This window comes from Anaerococcus tetradius ATCC 35098, from assembly GCF_000159095.1.
Classification (GTDB): domain Bacteria; phylum Bacillota; class Clostridia; order Tissierellales; family Peptoniphilaceae; genus Anaerococcus; species Anaerococcus tetradius.
On record NZ_GG666296.1, the window covers coordinates 294,007 to 314,910 of the forward strand.

Here is a 20,904-nt window from a genome sequence, read left to right on the forward strand (position 1 = left end):
ATTAGAGAAGGCGAGCTAAAGTATTACCCTACTTTAGCTCGCCTTCTTTTCCATTAAAAGGGAGGAATATATGTATGATGCTATAATTATAGGTGGTGGAGTTACCGGAACATCAATTGCCTACCAATTATCAAAGAAAAAAGGAAAATTCCTATTATTAGAAAAAAACGAAGATGTATGTACTGAGACATCCAAGGCCAACTCTGGCATTTGCCATGGTGGCTATGACGCTCATCCAGGTACCCTCAAGGCTAAGATGAATGTCAGAGGCAACCAAATGATGGAAGAAGAAGCAAAAAAACTTGCTTTTCCTTACAAGAAAATAGGAACCTTTGTATTGTGCCATGACGAAAAAAATTACCCACAACTTAAAGAACTTTACGATTTTGGTATAAAAAATGGAGTTAAGGGCATGGAAATTATGGATGGAGATAAGGTTAGAGAAATGGAGCCAAATGTTTCTGATGATGTATGCTACGCCCTATATTGTTCAGAAGCAGGTATCCTTGATCCCTTCATAATGAATATTGCTTTTGCAGAAGTTTCTAATATTAATGGAGTTGAATATAAGTTTAACTCAAAAGTAATTGATACAATCAAAGAAGATGGCTATTGGAAAGTCGTAACAGAAAAAGCTACATATGAAACAAAAACAATTGTAAATGCCGCAGGTCTTTATTCTGATGAAATCCACAATAAAGTAAGCGATGAGAAGTTTGAAATAAGAGCAAGACGTGGAGAATACCTCCTTCTTGATAAGGATACACAAGGTTACGTCAACCACGTTATGTTTAACCTACCTACAGAAAAGGGTAAGGGAATCCTTGTTTCACCAACTATTGATAACAACACCCTAGTAGGACCAACATCAGACTTCGTAGACGAAAAAGATGACATAAGATCAACTAGAGAACACCTAGAAGAAGTAATAGAAAAATCAAACGATACAGTTGTCAATGTCCCAGTAAGAATGGTAATCACATCATTTTCAGGCAACAGGGCCCACGAAGTAGGAGGAGACTTTATCCTAAAAGAAAGCCTTGATGGTTTCTTCGATTGTATAGGAATCGAATCTCCAGGCCTAACATCTTCTCCAGCCATAGGCGAATATATGGCAGGACTTGTTAGCGACAAACTTGGCCTTGAAGAAAACAAAGACTTTACTTATGACAGAAATCCGATACCAAAAACAAGCGAATTAAGCTTAGAAGAACATGATGCCCTAATCAAAAAAGATCCAAGATATGGTAAAATCATCTGCAGATGCGAAAAAGTAACAGAAGGCGAGATAGTAAATGCTATTAATCGTCCACTTGGGGCTAGGACTGTTGATGGAGTGAAAAGAAGAGTCAGAGCTACAGCAGGAAGATGCCAAGGTGGCTTCTGTCTACCAAGAGTTATGGAAATACTCGCCAGAGAACTTGGCGAAAACTACGATGATATAGTTAAAAATCACCCAGATTCCTACTATATCAAAGGCCATGTAAAGTAAGGAGGGCGTGATGAAGAATTATGATTTAGTAGTAGTTGGTGGAGGTCCTGCAGGTCTTGCAGCAGCAGCCAAAGCTTACGATTTGGGAGTAAAAAACATCCTAGTTGTAGAAAGAGATGAAATGCTTGGTGGAATCCTTAACCAATGTATCCACAACGGTTTTGGTCTTCACAGATTCAAAGAAGAACTAACAGGCCCAGAATATGCCCAAAGATTTGTTGACCTAGTAGAAGAAAGAGATATAGACATTCTCTTAAACACAATAGTAATAGACTTTGCCCATGACAAGACCCTTACTCTAATGAATGAAGAAAATGGTATGTTTACCCTAAAGCCAAAGGCTGTAATCCTTGCTATGGGTTGTAGGGAAAGACCAAGAGGAGCCCTAAACATACCAGGAAGCAGACCAGCTGGAGTATTCTCAGCAGGAACTGCTCAAAGGATGATCAACCTTGAATGCTATATGCCAGGCAAAAAAGTAGTAATCCTAGGATCTGGAGATATAGGTCTAATAATGGCAAGAAGAATGACCCTAGAAGGAGCAAAAGTTCAATGTGTAGCAGAAATAATGCCTTACTCTGGAGGACTAAAAAGAAATATAGTCCAATGCCTAAATGACTTTGACATACCTTTATACTTTAACACAACTATATCAAGTATAGAAGGAAAAGACAGGGTAGAAGGATGTACACTCTCACAAGTTGACGAGCACATGAAAGTAATCCCAGGAACCGAAAAACACTATGACTGCGATACTATCCTCCTATCAGTAGGGCTTCTCCCAGAAAATGAGCTAACAAGAGAAGCAGGAATCAAGATAGACCCAAAAACCAAGGGAGCTGTAGTATCAGATAGACTAATGACAGACGTAGAAGGAGTCTTTGCTTGTGGTAATGTCCTCCACGTTCATGACCTAGTAGACTATGTAACAGATGAAAGTGAACTTGCAGCAGAAAACGCAGCAGCCTACATAGAAGGTAAATTTAAAAAATCTGAGACTAGTCCAATCTACCTAAAGGCAGGAGATGGAATATCCTACACCCTTCCTCAATACATTAATCCTGATACGATGAATGAAACAGCCATCATAAGATTTAGGGTAAACAACGTCTATCAAAATAGAATCCTAAAGATGTTTGTCGATGGCAAAGAAGTAGCAAAGAAGAGAAAACTAGTATATGCTCCAGGTGAGATGGAAGATTTAATCCTTAAAAAGAAGGATGTCCCTCAAGGAGCCAAAGAAATAGAAATTAAATTGGAGGAAATATGAAAAAAGATCTTACATGTATAAATTGTCCTCTAGGCTGTAGCGTAACAGTAACAATGGATGCTGACGGAGAAATTACTGATATTACAGGTAACACTTGTAAAAGAGGTGAAGTATATGCCAGAAGTGAAGTCAAAAATCCAGTAAGGACTGTAACATCTACAGTAAAAGTAGAAGGCGGAAGAGCTTATTCAGTTCCAGTAAAAACATCTGAAGCCATTCCAAAGGCTAAGATGAAAGAAGCTATGGAAGAAATCAATAAAGCAAGCATAAAAGCACCAGTAAAAGTAGGTGATATAATCATCAAATCCATAGCAGGCACAGGCATAAGCCTAGTAGCAACCGCCAATAGATAAGCCCAAAACAAGATTCTAATAAAAAGCTTAGCTAATAGCCCAAGGAGGGGCTCTTGCAATATGATTAAATCATCATGCAGGAGCCTCTTTTTATGAAAAAATTCTAAATAAAAAATCTCAAAAAAAATTAAATATTTCCCCAAAGTGATGGTATTGTTTAGCGAACTATGTTATAATAATATTAAAAAGAAGGCGTTTGTTATAGATATTGTTAAGTGAAATATATCACAATAAAAATGCTAATAAATGAGGCCTAAAGAGGCTATTGAGATAAAATAATAATCTAGCCAAAGATTAACTACATAGGAAAAAGATTATTAAATTTTAGGAGGAATTATGAAAAAGGATGTGAAATTTAGACTGGTAGCCTACCTTCTACCTGTTCTAATGATTTTCCAAGCTTTATTTCTTGCACCTATAAGTAGATCTGAAGGCGAGCTAGATAGTGGTAAGGAAAAATACACTATTAATCTCGACATCAAAATACTTGAAAAGACAGATAAGCCAAGTACTAGGCAAGTAAAAGTATGGAAGTTGCCAGAAGATAAGCTAGCCAAAAATTCATCTGGAACCATAGATGAGTTAGAAACTGCTAAAAAATTCGATGCACTTGATGAAGCAAAAATCAAGGAAGCATTAGGAGAAGAACTTTTAATAAGTGAAGAATCAAAGATTACAGAAAATGGTGAAAATGAAAGAATCACGATAGAAATCGAACAAGCAAAAGATGAAGTTTCTTATTATCTTATAAAGGAAAGCGATGACTCTTACAATAAGATGAAAGAAAGAATAGATTCTGGCAAATCTGAAAAACTCAACACAACTGTAATTAAGGTTCCAAGCAATCAATTTAAGGGAAAAACATTAGATATACAGTTGAAGGGAACAAAACCTGTACCAAAGACTGATATAGTATTAGTAAAAAAAGATACTAAAAATAAAGATAGAAAAATAGAAAAGGTAGATTTTAGACTTTTAGCTAAATCAAATGTAGAAGGAAAAGAAGATTATCCTGTAATTTTAGAGCAAAAATTGGGATATTATGAATTTAAGTCTATAGATAAAGGTACCGAAAAAAAGCCAGCAAGCAAAGAAACAGCTACTATTATGACCACAAATGCTGAAGGCAAGATAGTAGTTAAAGGACTACCTAAAGGGGGAAGTTTCTATTTTGAAGAAATAGAAGCCAAGGGTATATATAACGAATTTAATAATATATTAAATACTGGAAAACATTCTGATGATTTTACTAATGAAATTAAAGAAGAAATAGTTGTTTATAATGATAGGATTCCATTTGTAAAGAAGAAAGATACTAGTGGAAAGTCCCTAGAAGATATTGGATTTAAAGTTTTTAACAAAGATGGAAAAGCTTTAAAGTTCAAAGAAGATAAGGGTGAAAACATCGGAGATTATGGTTATGGATATATCTACGATGAGTCTGGAGATATTGAAGAAGTTAATACTGATATAGAAGGTAATATTTTCTTAGGAAAGATGCCAGCTGGCGAAGGTTACTACTTCTTAGAAACAAAGACTCCAGATAAATATGAAAAATCAGAAGAGAAACACTACTTTAATGTTGATGAGAATGGGGTTATATATCTAAAAGATAAAGATAATAAGAAACAGGAAGCATTACAAATTATAAACAAACTATTAAAGCCAACAGGTGGAAATGAAAAGAAGACTGGTGGTAGGAAGTTTATTAAAGTAGAAAAAAATAATTCCAAAGTTAAGATTAAAGGAGCAAAGTTTAAGGTTGTAAAAAAGGTCGGCGAAAATGAATATGCTGATATAGATGAGAAAAACCCATTAACTGTTGAGTCTGATAAGGATGGACGATTCGAAGTTAATAATTTGCCTTATGAAGGAGATGGCAGCACTTATTATCTAGTAGAAACTGCTGCTCCTGGCTATGTTGTAAATTATGAACCAATTCCATTTACAATAAATGCAAATTCATATTCTGAATCAGCTCAAATTATAACTAACGAAAAACCAACTCCTCCACCAACACCTGTTAGACCTCCAAGTAACCCACCAACACCTTCAACTCCAACAAAGATAATTACAAATAGGAGTCGTGGACCTATGGTTAAGACAGGTGATATTAGGATTTGGATTTACTTTGCTATTGGACTTCTTATGATTATTGGGGGAAGCCTAATTGTTAGAAGAGAAGATAGGAAACAACTAGCATAAGAATAAATAGATGCGGTAGGGATATCGTATCTATTTTGCTTGTAAAGGATTTTAGATGGCTATTTTTAAAAAAAATAAACAAAATAAAAAAGTTAAGAAAAAGCCTAATAGAAGGGCGAAGTGGACTTTTAGGTTTGTATTTCTTATCGGACTTCTAGTAGCTCTTTATCCCTTGATAAATAGAATCTATTATAGGATTGATTCTAACAATCAAGTCAACGTCTTCAACGAGGGTGTAAATAAGCTAGATACAGCAGAAATCGAAAGAAGGATGGGTCTTGCTCGTGCTTATAATGACTCCCTAGTCAATAATGTTTCCGAGGACCCCTATGCTAAGGATAAACACGCAAAGGGTAGGGCCGAGTATGCGAGGATGCTTGAAGTTCATGAGATGATAGGACATGTGGAGATACCAAAGATTAACCAAGACCTTCCTATCTATGCTGGTACGGCTGAGGAAGTCCTCCAGAAGGGAGTTGGCCACTTGGAAGGAACTTCCCTACCTATAGGAGGTAACTCCACTCACTCAGTCCTTACAGCCCATTCTGGTCTACCGGAAGCTACTCTTTTTACCCACTTAAATGAGCTTGAGATTGGAGATAAGTTTTATGTGCATAATATTGCCGAGATTTTGGCCTATCAGGTTGATCAAATCAAGGTAATTGAGCCAAGTAATTTCAGCGATTTGCTGATTTCTCCTGGTCATGACTATGTAACCCTTCTTACCTGTACACCTATAATGATTAATTCTCACAGACTTATAGTAAGAGGACATAGGGTTCCTTATGTACCAGCTGTTGATGAAGAGCTAATAAGGACGACTAAGGCTAACTGGATTTTCAGACTGCTATTCTTCCTAGCCCTATTCTTGATAATAGTCTTAATAGTTTACTTGTGGAGACTTAGAAGGGACAATAAGAGATACTATTCTAGGATTGAGGAGATAAAGAAACGACAAGAAGAGTTGTTAAAGAAATCCAAGAAGGTGAGAGAAGATGAGAAGTAGTTTAAAGGATAAGATAAAGTTTGGCATAGTCTTTCTAATCGGTCTTTTAATCTTCTCCTATCCTATGATTTCACAGAAGTTTTATGAAATTAAGGCTGAAGATGAGATAATAGAGTTTGTAAAACAGTCTAAGGAAATTGATAAGAAGGAAGTAAGTAGGAGGATGGAGCTTGCCAGAGTCTACAACGAGACCCTTGATCCATCTAAGCTTGCCGATCCTTATAGTAAAAGAGTCAAGGAGGCTAAGGCCTATTACGCCCATATGCTAGAAGTTAATGAGATGATAGGCCATATAGAAATTCCCAAGATAAACCAGGATATCCCTGTATATGCAGGAACAAGCGAAGAAGTCCTTCAGAAGGGCTGTGGTCACTTGGAAGGAACTTCATTACCAGTAGGAGGTAGGTCAACCCACACCGTTATTACTGGTCACAGGGGCCTACCTAATGCCGTTTTGTTTAGAAACCTAGACCAACTAGTAGAAGGAGATATTTTTTACTTCCACAATCTCCAAGGAACTCTAGCCTATAAGGTTGATCAGATTCTAGTAGTCGAGCCTTCAAACTTCGAGCCAATCCTAGTCCAAGAAGGAAAAGACCTAGCTACCCTTCTAACCTGTACTCCTTACATGATTAACTCTCACAGGCTTTTGGTAAGGGGTCACAGGATTCCTTACCAAGACGCCATAGATGATGGTATAGCTAACACGCCAAGATTTAGACCGGACTTCTTCCAATTAGTTTTAGCACTAATTCCAGTCCTAGTCTTTTTGATAATAGGTTCTACAAGAGAAAAAAGAAGGTCTATAAAACTAAGAAAAGAGGTAGAAGATATTGAAAAAAAATTCAAAACTAACAAAAATTAGCATCTTAGGATATCTTCTTATCCTAACAGGCCTACTTTTTATAACTATTCCCCTCATAAATAGGACGATTAATGAATTATCCTACCAAAAGAAACTTGAAGAATTTGTAAAAGAACAAGAAAAACGACCTAAAAAAGAAATCGAAGAAGAAAATAAGTCGGCAGAAAAGTATAACGAACTTATAAAAAGGAGCGATACAGGAATAGTCGATCCCTTTACAAGTAAGGATAACAAAACTCGTTACAATTATTTCAAAAACTCTAACCGAGTTTTTGCTTATCTAGTAATACCTAAACTTGGCAAGAATCTTCCAATCTATCTTGATGCTACCCTTGATCACATATCAAGGGGAGTTGCCCAAGTAGAAGGAACTAGCATACCAGTAGGAGGCAAGGGAACAAGATCTGTTATAGCCGGGCACAGGGACTGGTGGGGAGATAATATGTTTCTATATGTAGATGAGTTAGTCAAAGGCGATGATGTCTATGTGAAAAGAGCGACAGAAACCCTCCACTACAAGGTTAGTGATAAGGAAGTAATAGGCCCTTACGATTGGGATAGGCTAGAAAAAAGGGGAGATGAGGACGTCCTAACCCTCCTTACTTGTAGCCCCTTCTATCCACCTAGGCCAGATAGGCTTCTTGTAAATTGCCTAAGATATGAGGACAAGGGCAAGGAGGGTAAAAAGGAGTCGGCTAATGAAGTCAAAGAATCAAAGGCTAAGAAAGTAAAAAGATCAGAGTCATTCACTAAACTAGGAGCTGGTCTTGGAATAGTTTTTATAATTTTAGTCCTTATGAGATTAATCAGAAGAATCCAATACACTAGAAAATTAAAAAACAAATAAAGCTAAGAGCCTTGCAGGAGCCAATTTCATCTGATACAAATTAGCTAATCTTGCAAGGCTTATTTTTTTGTTTGGAATAATAGATTGCTTAGCTAAAATTACGACAAAGCTTTTGTTTATATAAAAAAATCTCGTCCGTACTTGGTAAAGTAAAAGATTTTACCAAGAAATCACCCTAATCATATTAGGGAAAGTAAATTTTAGACAACAAAAGAGCCTCAATGGGCTCTTTTGTTAAACTTCCATTTTTTTCATTAGTTCATTTATATCTTTTTTGTTAAGTCTTGATATGCCTGAATTTTCACTATCAAATTTCCTATTCTCGATAGGATGTTTATATTCATCTTCCATTACTTCGAGTACACGATTTCGGCAGAAGGCTCCTTGGCAGAATCCCATTCCGCTTCTAGTCCTTCTTTTGACAGCATCAAAACTTGTTAGTTCTATACCCCTATTTAGGGCATCCCTAATGGTTTTCTCGCTTACTTGCTCACACCTACATACAAGCCTTTCAGGATTTCCTAACTCTAGGTCAACCTTATCCTTAATCTTATTAAAGTCTTCTAGGTCTTTGTATTTGATGATTGGTTTTCTATAAGGGTTGTAGTTAGGGTCTTTTATCAGTTTTAGACCGATTTCTTCGAGGATTTTTTCTACCATCTCTGCAATAGCAGGTGATGAGGTAATTCCCGGCGATTGGATTCCTACTACATTGATAAAACCATTAGTCCTAGTATTTTCAATTATGAAATCTCCAGTTGAGCTTGCAGGTCTTAGACCAGTAAAAGACCTTATAAATTCTCTTAGATTCAAGACATCGTCTTTTACTGATTTCTTTGCAAGGGTGTAGATTTCCTTTAGTCTTTCTTCGTGAGTTCCTAGGTCTATTTCTTCCTCGTCTATGGCATCAGGGCCAATCAATATATTGTTATGATAGGTCCTAGTAACGAGTATCCCCTTTGATTTAGGGCTAGGAGTTTGGAAAAGGACCTGCTTTACACGAGATCCAGTTCCCTTTTGCATAAGCAAATATTCACCACTTCTTGGATGAATGTCAAAATCTGTTTGTGTAATCATAGAAGAAACTTTAGCTCCGTTAAGGCCACTAGCGTTTATCACATATTTGGCCTCATAGCTTTCGCCAGTAGAGCAAGTTAGCCTAAAGACATCGCCATTTTTTTCTATTCCTATTACTTCGCTATTTAATTTCAATTCTAGACCATTGTCCATGGCGTTTTCTACTAGGGCTATAACATATTCGTAAGGAGAGCATACGCCAGCTCCCTTGCAATACAAAGCACCAATAGCTTGGTCTGAGACATTTTCTTCGAGCTTTCTTAGCTCATCTTGGCCTATAATTTCAATATCATCTAGTCCATTTTCCTTACCCATCTCATAGAGGGTAGCTAGCATTTTCATATCGTCCTCATCGAAGGCTAGAACAAGAGAACCATTGGCTAGAAAACCAAAGTTTAGCTCTTCGTTGAGTTTCTCGAAGCTTATTCTACCAGGATAGCAAAGTCTACCCCTAAGCTCCTTGCCACTTTCAGCATAGCCACCATGGACTATAGCTGAATTAGCCTTGCTTGCTCCCATGGACACGTCATTTTCTTTTTCAAGTAAGAGAATATCGAGTTTGTAGCGGGACAATCTTCTAGCTATTGAAGCTCCGCTAACTCCAGCTCCAACTATAATTACATCAAACATAAGTCACTTCCTAATAAATTATTAACTTTTAGAAGCTGATTATCCTATAAAAATAAAGTTATAGCAAACAACTGCTAAAAGTCCGCCTATAATTGGTCCTACAACTGGAATCCAAGCATATCCCCAGTTAGGGTCAGCCTTGTTGTTGAAAGGAAGAATTGCATAGGCGATTCTTGGTCCAAGGTCTCTGGCAGGGTTAATAGCATAACCTGTAAGTCCGCCCAAAGACATACCAATAGAAACGATTATTCCAAATACTAATAATTTGTCAACGCCAACAGTGCCAGCTCCATCAACTTGGGAAAGGCCTAAGATTGCAAATACTAGTACGTAAGTTCCGATAATTTCTGATAGCAAGTTTCTAAATGTGTTTGGAACAGATGGAGCTGTACAGAAAGTACCTCTTACATCAAGTGGTCTGTCGCTAGTTGCGTCATATTGGTCTTTAAAGAGAATATATACCAATAAAGCACCAACGAAAGCACCAGCCAATTGTGCTATTATGTAAGCTGGTAGATCAGAATAAGCTACATCACCCTTAAATGCCAAGGCAAGTGACAAAGCAGGGTTAAAGCTTGCGCCAGAAAGTTTTCCAAATATGAATGCTGGGAGAAGTACTGCAAGACCCCAAGCAAGAGTAATTTGGATTGAGCCTGCACCTTTTTGTCCACTCTTGTTAAGCAAAACGTTTGCAACAACGCCGTCACCAAGTAGTATAAGTATCATTGTACCGAAAAATTCACCCATAATAATATCTCTCATAATTTCCTCCTAATAAGATATTTAGATAAGTAAACAAAAAGCAACAAATAAGAGAAGTTTGTTGCCAAGCTCTTCGGATATTAAATTGTGAAAACATTTACACTTATAGTATATCATGATTTGAAAAAATTACAAGTATTTTATCTAAAAATTTAAAAAATTCTATAATAATTTATAAAAAAAGAAATTTCTTTTCTGATATCGTTTTACTCTATGGACAAAAATTCTCTTTTATTATATGATTAAGTCATAAGAAGTTAACATAATTAGGGAGGAAAAAATGAAAATTAGTAAAATTATGTCTCTTATCTCAGTCCTAACTCTTTCTTTCGCTCTTACATCTTGTGGTGGCGATAAGGCAAAGGATAACAAGGATGAAGGAGCAAAGGCTCCAGCTGAAACAAGCGAAAAAGCTGACAAGAAAGATGAAAAATCTGAAGATGCTAAGACTGATACTGTTAAGGTAACTATGGTTACAGACGAAGGTGGAGTTAATGATAAAAGCTTTAACCAATCTGCTTTTGAAGGTCTAAATGCTTACAAAGACCAAGGAAAAGTAAACTTCGATTATATCGAATCACACACAGATGCTGACTATCAACCAAACCTTGAGTCTGCCCTAGATAGTGACTCAAATCTTATCCTTACAGTAGGTTTTGCTCTTTACAATCCAACAAGCGAAGCTGCTGAAAAAAATCCTGATCAAAAATACGCTATAATCGACAATGCAAATGTTAAAAACCAAAAGAACCTACTAGGTATTACTTTTGCTGACCACCAAAACTCATTTTTGGTAGGCTATATAGCTGGTATGAAATCTGAAGCAAACCACGTTGGCTTTATAGGTGGTCAAGTTTCTGACGTAATCGACAGATTTGAATATGGTTTCAGAGCTGGTGTTAAGCAAGCTGCTAGAGAAAAGAATAAAGACATAAAGGTTGACGTTCAATACGCAAACAGCTTCTCTGATCAAGCTGCAGGCAAAAACATAGCTAACCAAATGTATCAAGAAGGTGCTGATGTTGTAATGCATGCTGCAGGCGGAGTTGGTATCGGTGTTAACGAAGCTGCAAAGGAAAATAACAAATGGGTTATCGGTGTTGACCGTGATCAATCTGATGAAGCTCCAGATAATATGTTAGTTTCTACAATTAAGGGTGTTGGAGATGCTGTTCAACTTGTAATTGATGGACTAGCTAAGGGAGAATTTGAAGGTGGTACAACTAAACAATTCACCCTAGCTGATGGCAAGGCAGTTGATATTGCTTATGCTAAAAACGACCTTGTTAGCAAAGAAATCAAAGATAAGGTAGAAGATCTAAGAAAACAAATTATTGACGGCAAAATCAAAGTTCCACAAAACAAAGACGAATTTAAGTCAATGGGATACGATAAGTAGAAAGCAAGGTGGGAAACCTATTTCCTTCTGAGATAGGTTTCCTACTCTTTTTTTATAAATTTTTCTAATTTTATGATATGATAAGTGTAGAAAGTTATGTAAAGGGGAGTATTAATGAAAAAATATTTTGATAGGGCCCCAGTTGTAAGCATGAGAAATATTACTAAGCGTTTTTTTGACAAGGAAGTTTTGACTAAGATAGACTTCGACCTTCACAAGTGTGAGGTTCACGCTCTCTTGGGAGAAAATGGAGCTGGCAAGACTACCCTTATGAATATTCTCTATGGTATGTTTCCTCCAAGTGAGGGATCTGTTACTATCAATGGAAAAACATTCGCTTCAATGACGCCCAAAAAAGCTATAGAAGCAGGTATAGGTATGGTTCACCAACACTTTATGCTAATTGAACCTTTGACTGTAACGGAAAATATCATCCTAGGTTATGAAAAATCCAAGGGGCTTTTCTTAGATAGGAAACAAGCTTATGCTGAGGTAGAAAAGTTAAGTGAAGAGTATAAGTTATCAATCAATCCTAAGGCAAAGATTGAGGATATATCTGTTGGTATGCAACAAAGGGTAGAAATCCTAAAGGCCCTCTACCATGGAGCAGATATCTTGATTTTCGATGAGCCAACAGCAGTCCTTACCCCACAAGAAATTGTGGAATTTATCGAAATAGTAAATAGATTAACAGAGCTTGAAAAGTCAGTCATAATTATTACCCACAAATTATCAGAAATTAAAGCCATGGCTGACACATGTACTATTATTAGACGTGGTAAATTTATTGATAAGGTAGATGTTTCAACTGTTGACGAGAACATTCTAGCAGAAAAAATGGTAGGACGTGATGTTAGCTTTAATGTAGATAAGAAAGAAATCGAAAGAGGTGGAGTTGTCCTTAATATCGAAGACCTTTGGGTTAAGGATAAGAGGGGAGTCGATGCCCTAAAGGGCCTTAATCTAAAGCTTCACGCTGGAGAAATCCTCGGTATAGCAGGTGTAGATGGCAATGGTCAAACAGAGTTAATTGATGCTATAACAGGGATGACTAAGGCTAATAGGGGAATAGTTAACCTAAATGGAGTAGATATCTCCAAGGCATCTCCAAGAAAAATCCTAGATACTGGTATGAATTCTATACCAGAAGATAGGCAAAAAAGGGGACTAATCCTAGACTATCCTATAAAGGACAATCTAATCCTAGAAAGAGTTAGAAAAGAGCCTTTCTCAACAAAAGGCAGGCTCAACTTCAAAAAAATAGACGAAAATGCAAGGAATTTGGTAGAAAAATTCGATATAAGACCAGCAGATATTAATGAAAAGGCAGTTAGCCTATCAGGTGGTAACCAACAAAAGGTTATTATTGCAAGAGAAATCGCAAACAATCCTGATGTCCTAATAGCGGCTCAACCTACAAGGGGTCTTGATGTTGGAGCTATAGAATTTATCCACCAATACCTAGTTGAACTTAGAAATCAGAACAAGGCAGTTCTTCTTATAAGCTTTGAGCTTGACGAGATAATGGACTTATCTGATAGGATTCTAGTAATCTATGATGGAAAAATCGTAGGAGAGAAAGATCCTAAAAAGACTGACGAGTTTGAGATAGGAAGACTTATGGCAGGAGGCTTAGATGAGTGAGAAAAAAATCAGCAAAAAGAAAATAAATCTTGGATCATCGAGAATACTTTTTACCATAATATCTGTAATCCTAGGCCTTGCTGTTGGAGCCTTAGTTCTAATTGTAGCAGGCTTTGATCCAATAGAAGGCTTCAGAAACTTATTCCTCGGAGTCTTTAAAAGTCCAAGACACATGGGCTGGGCCATAGTTACATCAACTCCTATCATCATGACAGGCCTTGGTGTATGCTTCGCCTTCCAAACAGGCCTTTTCAATATGGGAGCTGAGGGACAATTTATAGTAGGAACAATTGTGGCCTTCTTAGTCGGCTACAAGCTAAATCTTCCTCCCCTTATCCTTCCTCTAGTTGCTATAATTTTAGCTATGCTAGTAGGGGCAATCTACGGAGCCTTGGCAGGCTTTGTTAAGGCTAAATTCGGTATCCATGAAGTAATTTCAACAATAATGCTTAACTGGATAGCCTTTTACTTGCAAAACTTCATAGCTTATCGCTATAAACAACCCAACTCTATGGGATCTTTTGATGTAAAGGATGCTGCAAAGATTACCCTTTTTACTGATGCAGCCAAAAGATTTAATGGATTCTTCTCTCACTTCTTTAGGGCTCCAATCCATTGTGGAAGCATCCTTGCCATAGTAGCAGTTATAATAGTCTGGTATATCCTAAATAAGACAAGTCTTGGCTATGAACTAAAGGCAGTCGGTCTTAATAGGGAAGCCAGTGAATATGGAGGAATTGATTCAGGAAAGAAAATCGTTCAATCCATGGCGATTTCCGGAGCTATTTGTGCCTTAGCTGGTGTTACTCAAGTTCTTGGTTTTACCTACAATCTTTCCGTCCTATCATCCATGCAAAACTTTGGTTTCGATGGACTGGCAGTATCACTTTTGGCAAGTAACAACCCTATTGGAGTAATCTTTTCGGGACTCTTCTTTGGTTCGCTCAAATATGCAGGTAACAACCTACAAAGAGCTATGGGAGTACCAAGTGAGATTATCTCTATAATAATCGGAACAATTATCCTATTTACAGCAATTCCTTTAGTATTTAGGATAATTAAGGCTAAGCTTAAAAAGAATAAAGCTAATAAGAAAAATAAAAAAGTTGCTGTCGACCTTTCTTATGTAACAGAAAAGATAGAAGAAAACAAGGAGGAAGTGGACAATGATTAACATGACAATACTAGCTCTGATTATAGGAAACACCTTCTCCAATGCAGCTCCTGTCCTACTAACAGGCCTTGGCGGAATGATTTCCGAAAAATCCGGAGTTGTAAACATAGGCCTTGAAGGAATGATGACCATAGGAGCTCTTACGGGAGCAGTAGCAGGCTACTACCTAGGCAATCCTTGGCTAGCCTTCCTAGCAGGTGGTCTTGCTGGTGCGATTTTTGGATTAATTCACGCCTTCGTATCAGTAACTCTTGCAGGAGATCAGACTATTTCAGGTATAGCGATCAATACCCTAGCCCCTGGACTTGCTCTTTTCCTATCAAGACTAATCTTTCAGGGAGCTACCCAAACCCCATCAATACCACTAGAAAATAAGATACCTAGACTCTTTAGGTCTATTTCAGATAGCCAGGTCTTTAACAATATCTTCGGTCAATACGCCACAGTTTACTTATCCCTAATCATGGTTGTAGTCCTATACTTTGTCTTGTATAAGACAAAACTAGGCCTTAGAATAATAGCTGTAGGTGAACATCCTAAGGCAGCTGAAACCCTTAATATAAATGTAAGTAGAGTAAGATACCTATGTGTAATATTTTCTGGTTTTATGGGAGGCCTAGGTGGTGCGAGCATGTCCCTTGCAGTAGTATCAAGCTTCTCACCAACCCTAATAGCAGGTCAAGGCTATATAGCCCTAGTAACAGTAATCTTCGGCAATTGGAAACCACAAGGTGTTGTACTAGGATCCTTATTCTTCGGTCTTGCCCAAGCTATAGCAACCTATCTAGGATCAAAAAACATAGCCATACCAATAGAGTTTATATCAATGATTCCTTATATAGCAACCCTACTAATTCTTATAATATTTAAGGGCAGAAGCTATGCACCAAAGGCTAGCGGTAAGCCTTACCTAACCCTAGAGGACGTATAAATAGGGAATTAGGAGAAATTATGAAATGTAAATTTTGTAAAGAAGAAATAGTTGATGATAGTAAATTTTGCCCCTCTTGTGGCAGAAGGCTAGATGATGATAAACTAGATTACGAAGATGAAGAAAATCAAACAGAAGAAAATGTAGATGACTCTGATGAAAATCAAGAAGAATTAAATACTGATCAAGATGAAGAAGAAAACTCAGATGAAGAAGACTACGATGATGAAGATGAAATCTACAAGGATATAAATGAACTTCTAGAAGAACTAGGCCCACCTAGGGAAAATAAGATTGGAAAAATCATAGGCTTTGCCCTAATTGCTATAATTGTAGCTTCCCTTGCCTTTCTAGGCATAAAAAAATACAAGGACTCACAAATAAAAGACGTAAGCGTGGATTTAAGCTACTATCTTGATATAAAAGCCGAAGGCGAAAGCGGTGCTGCAAGCCTTGATATCAAACTTAACAAAGCATCCTTTGTAGCAGACTTTGAAGGAAGAATCTATAACAAGAAAAATAAAGAAGTCGTATCAAGCTCAAGGCTTATAGATGACATAGAAAAAACTATGAGATATGCCATAAGCAAGGAGCACAATCTGGAAAATGGTGACGAAGTAAATGTAAGAATTGTACTAAACTACAACAAATACAAGGACTTAAACATAATCTTTGCAGACAAGGGGAAAGATTATAAGGTTGAAGGCCTCAAAGAATCAGCCAAGGATATCCAAGCTCCAGAAGAAGACAAAAAAGAAGAAGATAAGAAAAAGGAAAAAGAAAAGGAAAAAAAGGAAGACAAATCCGAGCAAAATTCCGACAAGAAAAAAGAAAAGTACGATAAATATATAAAAGATCACATCAAGGGCAACTCTACTATATCCATAACAAGCTCAGAGCTAATGGGTAAGGCTATAAAATCCAAAGATGAGATTTATGTATATAAAATCAGAGCAAAAGAAAAACTTGGTCAAACAACCAAGGCCTTCGACTACTATGTAGGTCTCCACGATAAGGGAAAGAATGTTGAACTAATAAAGGGAAGCTTGACTCATAGGAGCTTAGACGAAAAAGAAAACACCCTCTATGACATAGACTATGAAGGCTTCGCCCTAGTAGATGATCTCTTATCAAGCATAAACAATGGCAACCTCAAAATTAAGGACTTGATCTACTATGATAACTTCAAGGCCAAGGAAGCCATGGCAGGCTACTACTTCTTGGAAGGCTACACACTTTTCCTAGACAACGACAAAAACGTAAAACTAATAAACGGTCAAAATGTCTATACTGGCAAATGGTCAAAAAACGACAAGACAGTAAGCCTAGACATCAAATCCTACAGCCCAGAGCCAATCAAGGCCAACATAGCAGGAGATGAACTAGAATTTGACGCAGACGTATTCAAATAAGACCAAACAAAGGGACTTGCAAAAAGCAAGCCCTTTTAAAATACAAAAAAACAGAGAGAAAAGCTTGCTAAATACTATAAGTAGGGGAGAAAGGATTCTAGACTTCGAGCCTCACCTTCTCAAAGCCAAGAGCTGCCAACATTACTAGAATTATCACTTATAAATTAAAATATAGTACAAAAAAACTAGGCTCTAATCAAACCTAGTTATATATGGTCGGGGAGAAAGGAAACGAAGCTTCGAGCCTCACCTTCTCAAAGCCAAGAGTTACCAACATTATTAGAATTGATGTTATTAATGTATAAATAATAGGTACAAAAAAAACCAGCAACAAATGCTGGTTAATAGTGGTCGGGGTGAAAGGATTCGAACCTTCGACCTCATGTTCCCAAAACACGCGCGCTACCAAGCTGCGCCACACCCCGTCATCAACTGACTATTACATTATACGACAGTTAAAATTACTTGTCAAATCTTTTTTAAAAATTTCTTTAGATTTTTATTAATTTCTTACTTTCCTATAGGATAATCTGTTATAATGATACCATAAGGAGATTAAAAATGAAAGTCAAAAAGTATTTTTCTTATTTCTTTTTAGCTCTTGTAAGTTAATTTGTGATGAGGATTTTAATATTTATTATAGCAAGATAACTATAAGATTTTTGCAAGTATAAGTAATTACAAGATGATTTTTACTAATCTTGGTTTTATGGTTATAAGCTTATGAGATTCTTAATGGGAGCTATCAAGATGTACGATTTGGATATAGATTTTATTAGTTGAGGTGTTATGATTTATAGGTCAAAACAAGAAGAAATGAGAGATTTCCTTGCCTTTGAGATTATTTCGGGCAAGCTAAAGAATGGGGATAAGCTTTATGCTAAAAAGTTTTTTACTAACAAGTTTAAGGTTAATCCTTCCTATGTGGATGAAGCGATAGAGATGATGCTAAAGGCTGGTTTTATAGAAAAAAGGCTAGATTATTATTATCTAAGCTTTGATGAACAAGTTTTAGCTCGTCTTAAAGATGAGTTTGCCAACAAGTTTATTAACGAGTTTTTGGATAAGATGGATCTTCTATCTTATGATATAGAAGATGCTCTTAACTTGCTTAGATTGAGGAGTATGGCTAATGGATAAGATTATTAGTATAAATAATTTAACAAAAAAATATAAGAATGCTATAGCTATTGATGATGTAAGTCTTGATATTGAAAAGGGTAGGGTCCTTGGCCTACTTGGCCCTAATGGCTCTGGCAAATCGACCCTCATCAAGTTAATAGTTGGGCTTTTGAGAAAGGATAAGGGAGAAATACTTATTGATTCTAAAAAACCGGGCCTTGAAACTAAGGCTATGATTTCTTATTTGCCAGATTCCTATTATCTTTATGAGAGACTTACGGTTAGAGAAACTCTTTGTATGTATGAGGATTTTTACAAGGATTTTGATAGGAAGAGGGCTGATATGTTAATCGAATATCTAAGGATTCCCCTAGACAAGAAGACCAAAGACCTATCTAAGGGACTTAGGGAAAGGCTTTTGATTAGTCTTAATCTTTCAAGAGATGCGGAGATTTATATAATGGATGAGCCGGTGGATGGGGTCGATCCTGTTGCCAAGCAAGCTGTTCTTGATGCTATTATAGATAAACTTTCTAGTGATAAGACCTTTATCATAACTACCCACCAGATAAAAGATTTAGAAAACCTCTTTGAGGATGTGGTCTTTCTCGATAAGGGAAAAGTCCTTCTTCACAAGAAGGCAGCTGATATTAGAAGGGACTATGGCATGGACATAGCTGATTATTACAAGGAAGTGTATGGACATTTATGATTAAATTTATTAAATACGACCTAAAAACTAACAAGACTTATATAACTACTATCTTTGCTATCCAGATTTTGATAATGCTTGGGATATTTTTATTGACAAGGCTTACTTCCTTGAAGATATTTTTGGCAAATAGGCAAATCACAGATATCTTATTTATATCAAGTATAATATTTTTTGTAGGAATAAATTTTATCTTTGCTATTAATTACCTATACAAGGATTATTTTACCAAGAGATCTATGCTTAGCTTTAGTCTGCCAATATCGACAAGGACTATTGTTCTATCAAAAATTTTGGGCCTTTCGATCTTTTATTTACTTACGGGCTTTTTCTTTAGTATTAGTCTTGACCTTCTTGGCTACGATATAGGGGGAGATTTTATCTACTACCTAGTCTTTGGTCTAAGCTTGTACAATCTCCTAGCCCTTGCCCTAAATCTTAACATGGCGAGGACTCGTTTTACTGGAAAAGTATCCTGGTTGGGCATGCTAATAAGTCTAGCCCTTCTTATAATTCCAGCCATAGGCCTTACTCATTTCAAAGCCCTTATCCTAATAGATGGAGCCTTGGTAAGCCATTCTGGCATGGACCTTGCCTTTATTTTTCCCTTTGCCATAGGAGATGATGGCCTATATAAAATAATAACACCCCTTGTATATTATCTGCTAGCAGACTTAGTTTTATATCTAGTAAATGTTAAATATATCGAAAGAAATCTTGATTTATCCTAGGAGGCTTATATGGGAGAAATTAATGAAGTAAAAGAATTAATAAGAAATTCTAATAACATAGTATTTTTTGGAGGAGCTGGAGTATCTACTGCATCAGGAGTTCCTGACTTTAGGTCAGCTACTGGCCTTTACAACAGGGAAAACAAATCTGACTATTCTCCAGAATATATGCTTAGCCATGAATTTTTCGTAAATCATCCTGACAAATTCATGACCTATTGCAAGGAAAACTTAATGCTAGATGGCATAAAGCCAAATGCTTGCCACTATGCCCTTGCTAAACTTGAAAAAATGGGTAAGCTAAAGGCAGTTATAACTCAAAACATAGACAGCCTCCACCAAGAAGCGGGAAGCAAAAACGTAATCGAGCTTCATGGCAACCTTCGTGATTATTATTGCACAAGTTGTGGCAAGGCCTTCGATCTTTCCTATGTCAAAGCCTTCAAGGACTTAGTCAAATGTGATTCTTGTGGGGGAGTTGTTAGACCAGACATAGTCTTGTATGGAGAAGGGCTAGACCAAAACAATATAAGCTATGCAATAAATCTTATAGCAAACGCCGATGTTCTCATAGTAGGAGGAACTTCCCTAGTTGTCTATCCTGCTGCAGGTCTTTTGGATTTCTATAGGGGCAATAAGCTAGTATTAATAAACCAAGATCCAACAAGCAGGGATAATAGGGCGGATTATGTGATAAAAGGTGACATATCCAAAATCATGGATGAATTAGTAAGGGGATTAGATGAATAATAGAGCTGGAATTGATGAATATGGAATATTTTTGATATGGGCGGGAATAATTGTAAGTCTTATATCTTTTGCTATAAGCAGTAAAATATTAAGCACGATTTCCTTACTCATAGTCTTCTATGCACTTTTTAGGGTCTTATCAACCAATAAATACCAAAGGCTCATGGAAAATAGAAACTTCAAAGAAAAATTTCTAGATCCTATAAAAAGTGAGCTAAAAATCAAAAAGAAAAACAAAAAAGACAAGACTTACAAATATATAAAATGTCCAAATTGTAAACAAGAGTTGAGGATTCCAAAAAATAAGGGTAAAATAAAGGTCAAGTGTCCTAAGTGCCAACATAAATTTGATGCTAGAAGTTAATTTTAGCATCTTTTTTGAAAAAAATTTTTAAAAACTTCCAAGATATGGTAACGTTTCTCTAAAAAATATGCTATACTAGTAATAAAGTTAAATATTTTAAATAACTTCGTTTTACTAACTAATAATTAGCATAGAACTTACTATTTTCCCTTACAAAA

The 20,904-nt window shown here is 36.5% G+C and carries 19 protein-coding genes and 1 tRNA gene; 17 read left to right on the forward strand and 3 right to left on the reverse strand.

Going from position 1 to position 20,904, the window contains the following annotated elements; genetic code table 11:
* The first annotated feature begins 70 nt into the window (after nt 1–70).
* From HMPREF0077_RS04525 to HMPREF0077_RS04555, 7 genes are all read left to right on the forward strand, one after another.
* A complete protein-coding gene (locus tag HMPREF0077_RS04525; RefSeq protein ID WP_004836786.1) occupies nt 71–1,492 on the forward strand; it encodes an NAD(P)/FAD-dependent oxidoreductase in 1,422 nt (473 codons plus the stop codon).
* A 10-nt stretch (nt 1,493–1,502) separates the two neighbouring features.
* On the forward strand, nt 1,503–2,762 hold the full coding sequence (locus HMPREF0077_RS04530; RefSeq protein WP_004836787.1) for an NAD(P)/FAD-dependent oxidoreductase: 1,260 nt from the start codon (nt 1,503–1,505) through the stop codon (nt 2,760–2,762).
* Nucleotides 2,759–3,115: a DUF1667 domain-containing protein gene (locus HMPREF0077_RS04535; RefSeq protein WP_004836788.1), complete on the forward strand. Its 357-nt coding sequence runs from the start codon at nt 2,759–2,761 to the stop codon at nt 3,113–3,115. Before HMPREF0077_RS04530 ends, HMPREF0077_RS04535 begins: the two co-directional genes overlap by 4 nt.
* A gap of 336 nt (nt 3,116–3,451) precedes the next feature.
* On the forward strand, nt 3,452–5,320 hold the full coding sequence (locus HMPREF0077_RS04540) for an MSCRAMM family protein (protein ID WP_004836789.1): 1,869 nt from the start codon (nt 3,452–3,454) through the stop codon (nt 5,318–5,320).
* A 55-nt stretch (nt 5,321–5,375) separates the two neighbouring features.
* Nucleotides 5,376–6,326, forward strand: coding sequence for a class C sortase (locus tag HMPREF0077_RS04545; RefSeq protein WP_004836790.1), 951 nt, complete (start codon nt 5,376–5,378; stop codon nt 6,324–6,326).
* Nucleotides 6,316–7,191, forward strand: a complete 876-nt coding sequence (locus tag HMPREF0077_RS04550) for a class C sortase (protein ID WP_004836791.1) — start codon at nt 6,316–6,318, stop codon at nt 7,189–7,191. Before HMPREF0077_RS04545 ends, HMPREF0077_RS04550 begins: the two co-directional genes overlap by 11 nt.
* Complete coding sequence (locus HMPREF0077_RS04555; protein WP_004836792.1) at nt 7,160–8,038, forward strand: class C sortase; 879 nt, start codon at nt 7,160–7,162, stop codon at nt 8,036–8,038. The genes HMPREF0077_RS04550 and HMPREF0077_RS04555 overlap by 32 nt, the downstream gene beginning before the upstream one ends.
* A 234-nt stretch (nt 8,039–8,272) precedes the next feature.
* Here the strand turns inward: HMPREF0077_RS04555 and HMPREF0077_RS04560 are convergent, their stop codons facing one another.
* Nucleotides 8,273–9,745, reverse strand: coding sequence for an NAD(P)/FAD-dependent oxidoreductase (locus tag HMPREF0077_RS04560; protein WP_004836793.1), 1,473 nt, complete (start codon nt 9,743–9,745; stop codon nt 8,273–8,275).
* Nucleotides 9,746–9,784: 39 nt separating this feature from the next.
* Entirely contained in the window at nt 9,785–10,507 is a 723-nt protein-coding gene (locus HMPREF0077_RS04565; RefSeq protein ID WP_004836794.1) for an MIP/aquaporin family protein, read from the reverse strand.
* Between the two features lie 280 nt (nt 10,508–10,787).
* Between HMPREF0077_RS04565 and HMPREF0077_RS04570 the strand changes: the two genes are divergently transcribed.
* From HMPREF0077_RS04570 to HMPREF0077_RS04590, 5 genes are all read left to right on the forward strand, one after another.
* Complete coding sequence (locus tag HMPREF0077_RS04570) at nt 10,788–11,906, forward strand: BMP family lipoprotein (RefSeq protein WP_004836795.1); 1,119 nt, start codon at nt 10,788–10,790, stop codon at nt 11,904–11,906.
* 114 nt (nt 11,907–12,020) lie between these two features.
* Nucleotides 12,021–13,550 (forward strand): ABC transporter ATP-binding protein, encoded by a 1,530-nt coding sequence (locus HMPREF0077_RS04575; RefSeq protein WP_004836796.1) that lies wholly within the window; start codon nt 12,021–12,023, stop codon nt 13,548–13,550.
* Complete coding sequence (locus tag HMPREF0077_RS04580; protein WP_004836797.1) at nt 13,543–14,724, forward strand: ABC transporter permease; 1,182 nt, start codon at nt 13,543–13,545, stop codon at nt 14,722–14,724. The genes HMPREF0077_RS04575 and HMPREF0077_RS04580 overlap by 8 nt, the downstream gene beginning before the upstream one ends.
* Entirely contained in the window at nt 14,717–15,655 is a 939-nt protein-coding gene (locus HMPREF0077_RS04585) for an ABC transporter permease (RefSeq protein WP_004836798.1), read from the forward strand. The genes HMPREF0077_RS04580 and HMPREF0077_RS04585 overlap by 8 nt, the downstream gene beginning before the upstream one ends.
* 20 nt (nt 15,656–15,675) lie before the next feature.
* A complete protein-coding gene (locus HMPREF0077_RS04590; protein ID WP_004836799.1) occupies nt 15,676–17,067 on the forward strand; it encodes a zinc ribbon domain-containing protein in 1,392 nt (463 codons plus the stop codon).
* A gap of 348 nt (nt 17,068–17,415) precedes the next feature.
* Here HMPREF0077_RS04590 and HMPREF0077_RS04595 read toward each other — a convergent pair.
* Nucleotides 17,416–17,492 (reverse strand) — tRNA-Pro (locus HMPREF0077_RS04595).
* Between the two features lie 364 nt (nt 17,493–17,856).
* On the opposite strand from HMPREF0077_RS04595, the gene HMPREF0077_RS04600 reads away from it, so the two are divergent.
* From HMPREF0077_RS04600 to HMPREF0077_RS04620, 5 genes are read left to right on the forward strand one after another with little or no spacing between them, the layout of a single operon-like run.
* Nucleotides 17,857–18,207, forward strand: coding sequence for a hypothetical protein (locus tag HMPREF0077_RS04600; RefSeq protein WP_004836801.1), 351 nt, complete (start codon nt 17,857–17,859; stop codon nt 18,205–18,207).
* Complete coding sequence (locus tag HMPREF0077_RS04605) at nt 18,200–18,901, forward strand: ABC transporter ATP-binding protein (RefSeq protein ID WP_004836802.1); 702 nt, start codon at nt 18,200–18,202, stop codon at nt 18,899–18,901. The genes HMPREF0077_RS04600 and HMPREF0077_RS04605 overlap by 8 nt, the downstream gene beginning before the upstream one ends.
* On the forward strand, nt 18,898–19,632 hold the full coding sequence (locus HMPREF0077_RS04610) for a hypothetical protein (protein WP_004836803.1): 735 nt from the start codon (nt 18,898–18,900) through the stop codon (nt 19,630–19,632). Before HMPREF0077_RS04605 ends, HMPREF0077_RS04610 begins: the two co-directional genes overlap by 4 nt.
* A gap of 9 nt (nt 19,633–19,641) precedes the next feature.
* Nucleotides 19,642–20,382 carry an NAD-dependent protein deacylase gene (locus HMPREF0077_RS04615; RefSeq protein ID WP_004836804.1) on the forward strand — a complete coding sequence of 247 codons (741 nt, stop codon included), beginning with the start codon at nt 19,642–19,644 and terminating at the stop codon, nt 20,380–20,382.
* Nucleotides 20,375–20,746, forward strand: a complete 372-nt coding sequence (locus tag HMPREF0077_RS04620) for an MJ0042-type zinc finger domain-containing protein (RefSeq protein WP_004836805.1) — start codon at nt 20,375–20,377, stop codon at nt 20,744–20,746. The genes HMPREF0077_RS04615 and HMPREF0077_RS04620 overlap by 8 nt, the downstream gene beginning before the upstream one ends.
* The last annotated feature ends 158 nt before the right edge of the window (nt 20,747–20,904 follow it).

Bases quoted from the DNA above. Each gene is read 5' to 3' on its own strand.
- HMPREF0077_RS04525 (WP_004836786.1), top strand. From the start codon at position 71: ATGTATGATGCTATAATTATAGGTGGTGGAGTTACCGGAACATCAATT.
- HMPREF0077_RS04530 (WP_004836787.1), top strand. From the start codon at position 1,503: ATGAAGAATTATGATTTAGTAGTAGTTGGTGGAGGTCCTGCAGGTCTT.
- HMPREF0077_RS04535 (WP_004836788.1), top strand. From the start codon at position 2,759: ATGAAAAAAGATCTTACATGTATAAATTGTCCTCTAGGCTGTAGCGTA.
- HMPREF0077_RS04540 (WP_004836789.1), top strand. From the start codon at position 3,452: ATGAAAAAGGATGTGAAATTTAGACTGGTAGCCTACCTTCTACCTGTT.
- HMPREF0077_RS04545 (WP_004836790.1), top strand. From the start codon at position 5,376: ATGGCTATTTTTAAAAAAAATAAACAAAATAAAAAAGTTAAGAAAAAG.
- HMPREF0077_RS04550 (WP_004836791.1), top strand. From the start codon at position 6,316: ATGAGAAGTAGTTTAAAGGATAAGATAAAGTTTGGCATAGTCTTTCTA.
- HMPREF0077_RS04560 (WP_004836793.1), bottom strand. From the start codon at position 9,745: ATGTTTGATGTAATTATAGTTGGAGCTGGAGTTAGCGGAGCTTCAATA.
- HMPREF0077_RS04565 (WP_004836794.1), bottom strand. From the start codon at position 10,507: ATGAGAGATATTATTATGGGTGAATTTTTCGGTACAATGATACTTATA.
- HMPREF0077_RS04570 (WP_004836795.1), top strand. From the start codon at position 10,788: ATGAAAATTAGTAAAATTATGTCTCTTATCTCAGTCCTAACTCTTTCT.
- HMPREF0077_RS04575 (WP_004836796.1), top strand. From the start codon at position 12,021: ATGAAAAAATATTTTGATAGGGCCCCAGTTGTAAGCATGAGAAATATT.
- HMPREF0077_RS04580 (WP_004836797.1), top strand. From the start codon at position 13,543: ATGAGTGAGAAAAAAATCAGCAAAAAGAAAATAAATCTTGGATCATCG.
- HMPREF0077_RS04585 (WP_004836798.1), top strand. From the start codon at position 14,717: ATGATTAACATGACAATACTAGCTCTGATTATAGGAAACACCTTCTCC.
- HMPREF0077_RS04590 (WP_004836799.1), top strand. From the start codon at position 15,676: ATGAAATGTAAATTTTGTAAAGAAGAAATAGTTGATGATAGTAAATTT.
- HMPREF0077_RS04600 (WP_004836801.1), top strand. From the start codon at position 17,857: ATGATTTATAGGTCAAAACAAGAAGAAATGAGAGATTTCCTTGCCTTT.
- HMPREF0077_RS04605 (WP_004836802.1), top strand. From the start codon at position 18,200: ATGGATAAGATTATTAGTATAAATAATTTAACAAAAAAATATAAGAAT.
- HMPREF0077_RS04610 (WP_004836803.1), top strand. From the start codon at position 18,898: ATGATTAAATTTATTAAATACGACCTAAAAACTAACAAGACTTATATA.
- HMPREF0077_RS04615 (WP_004836804.1), top strand. From the start codon at position 19,642: ATGGGAGAAATTAATGAAGTAAAAGAATTAATAAGAAATTCTAATAAC.
- HMPREF0077_RS04620 (WP_004836805.1), top strand. From the start codon at position 20,375: ATGAATAATAGAGCTGGAATTGATGAATATGGAATATTTTTGATATGG.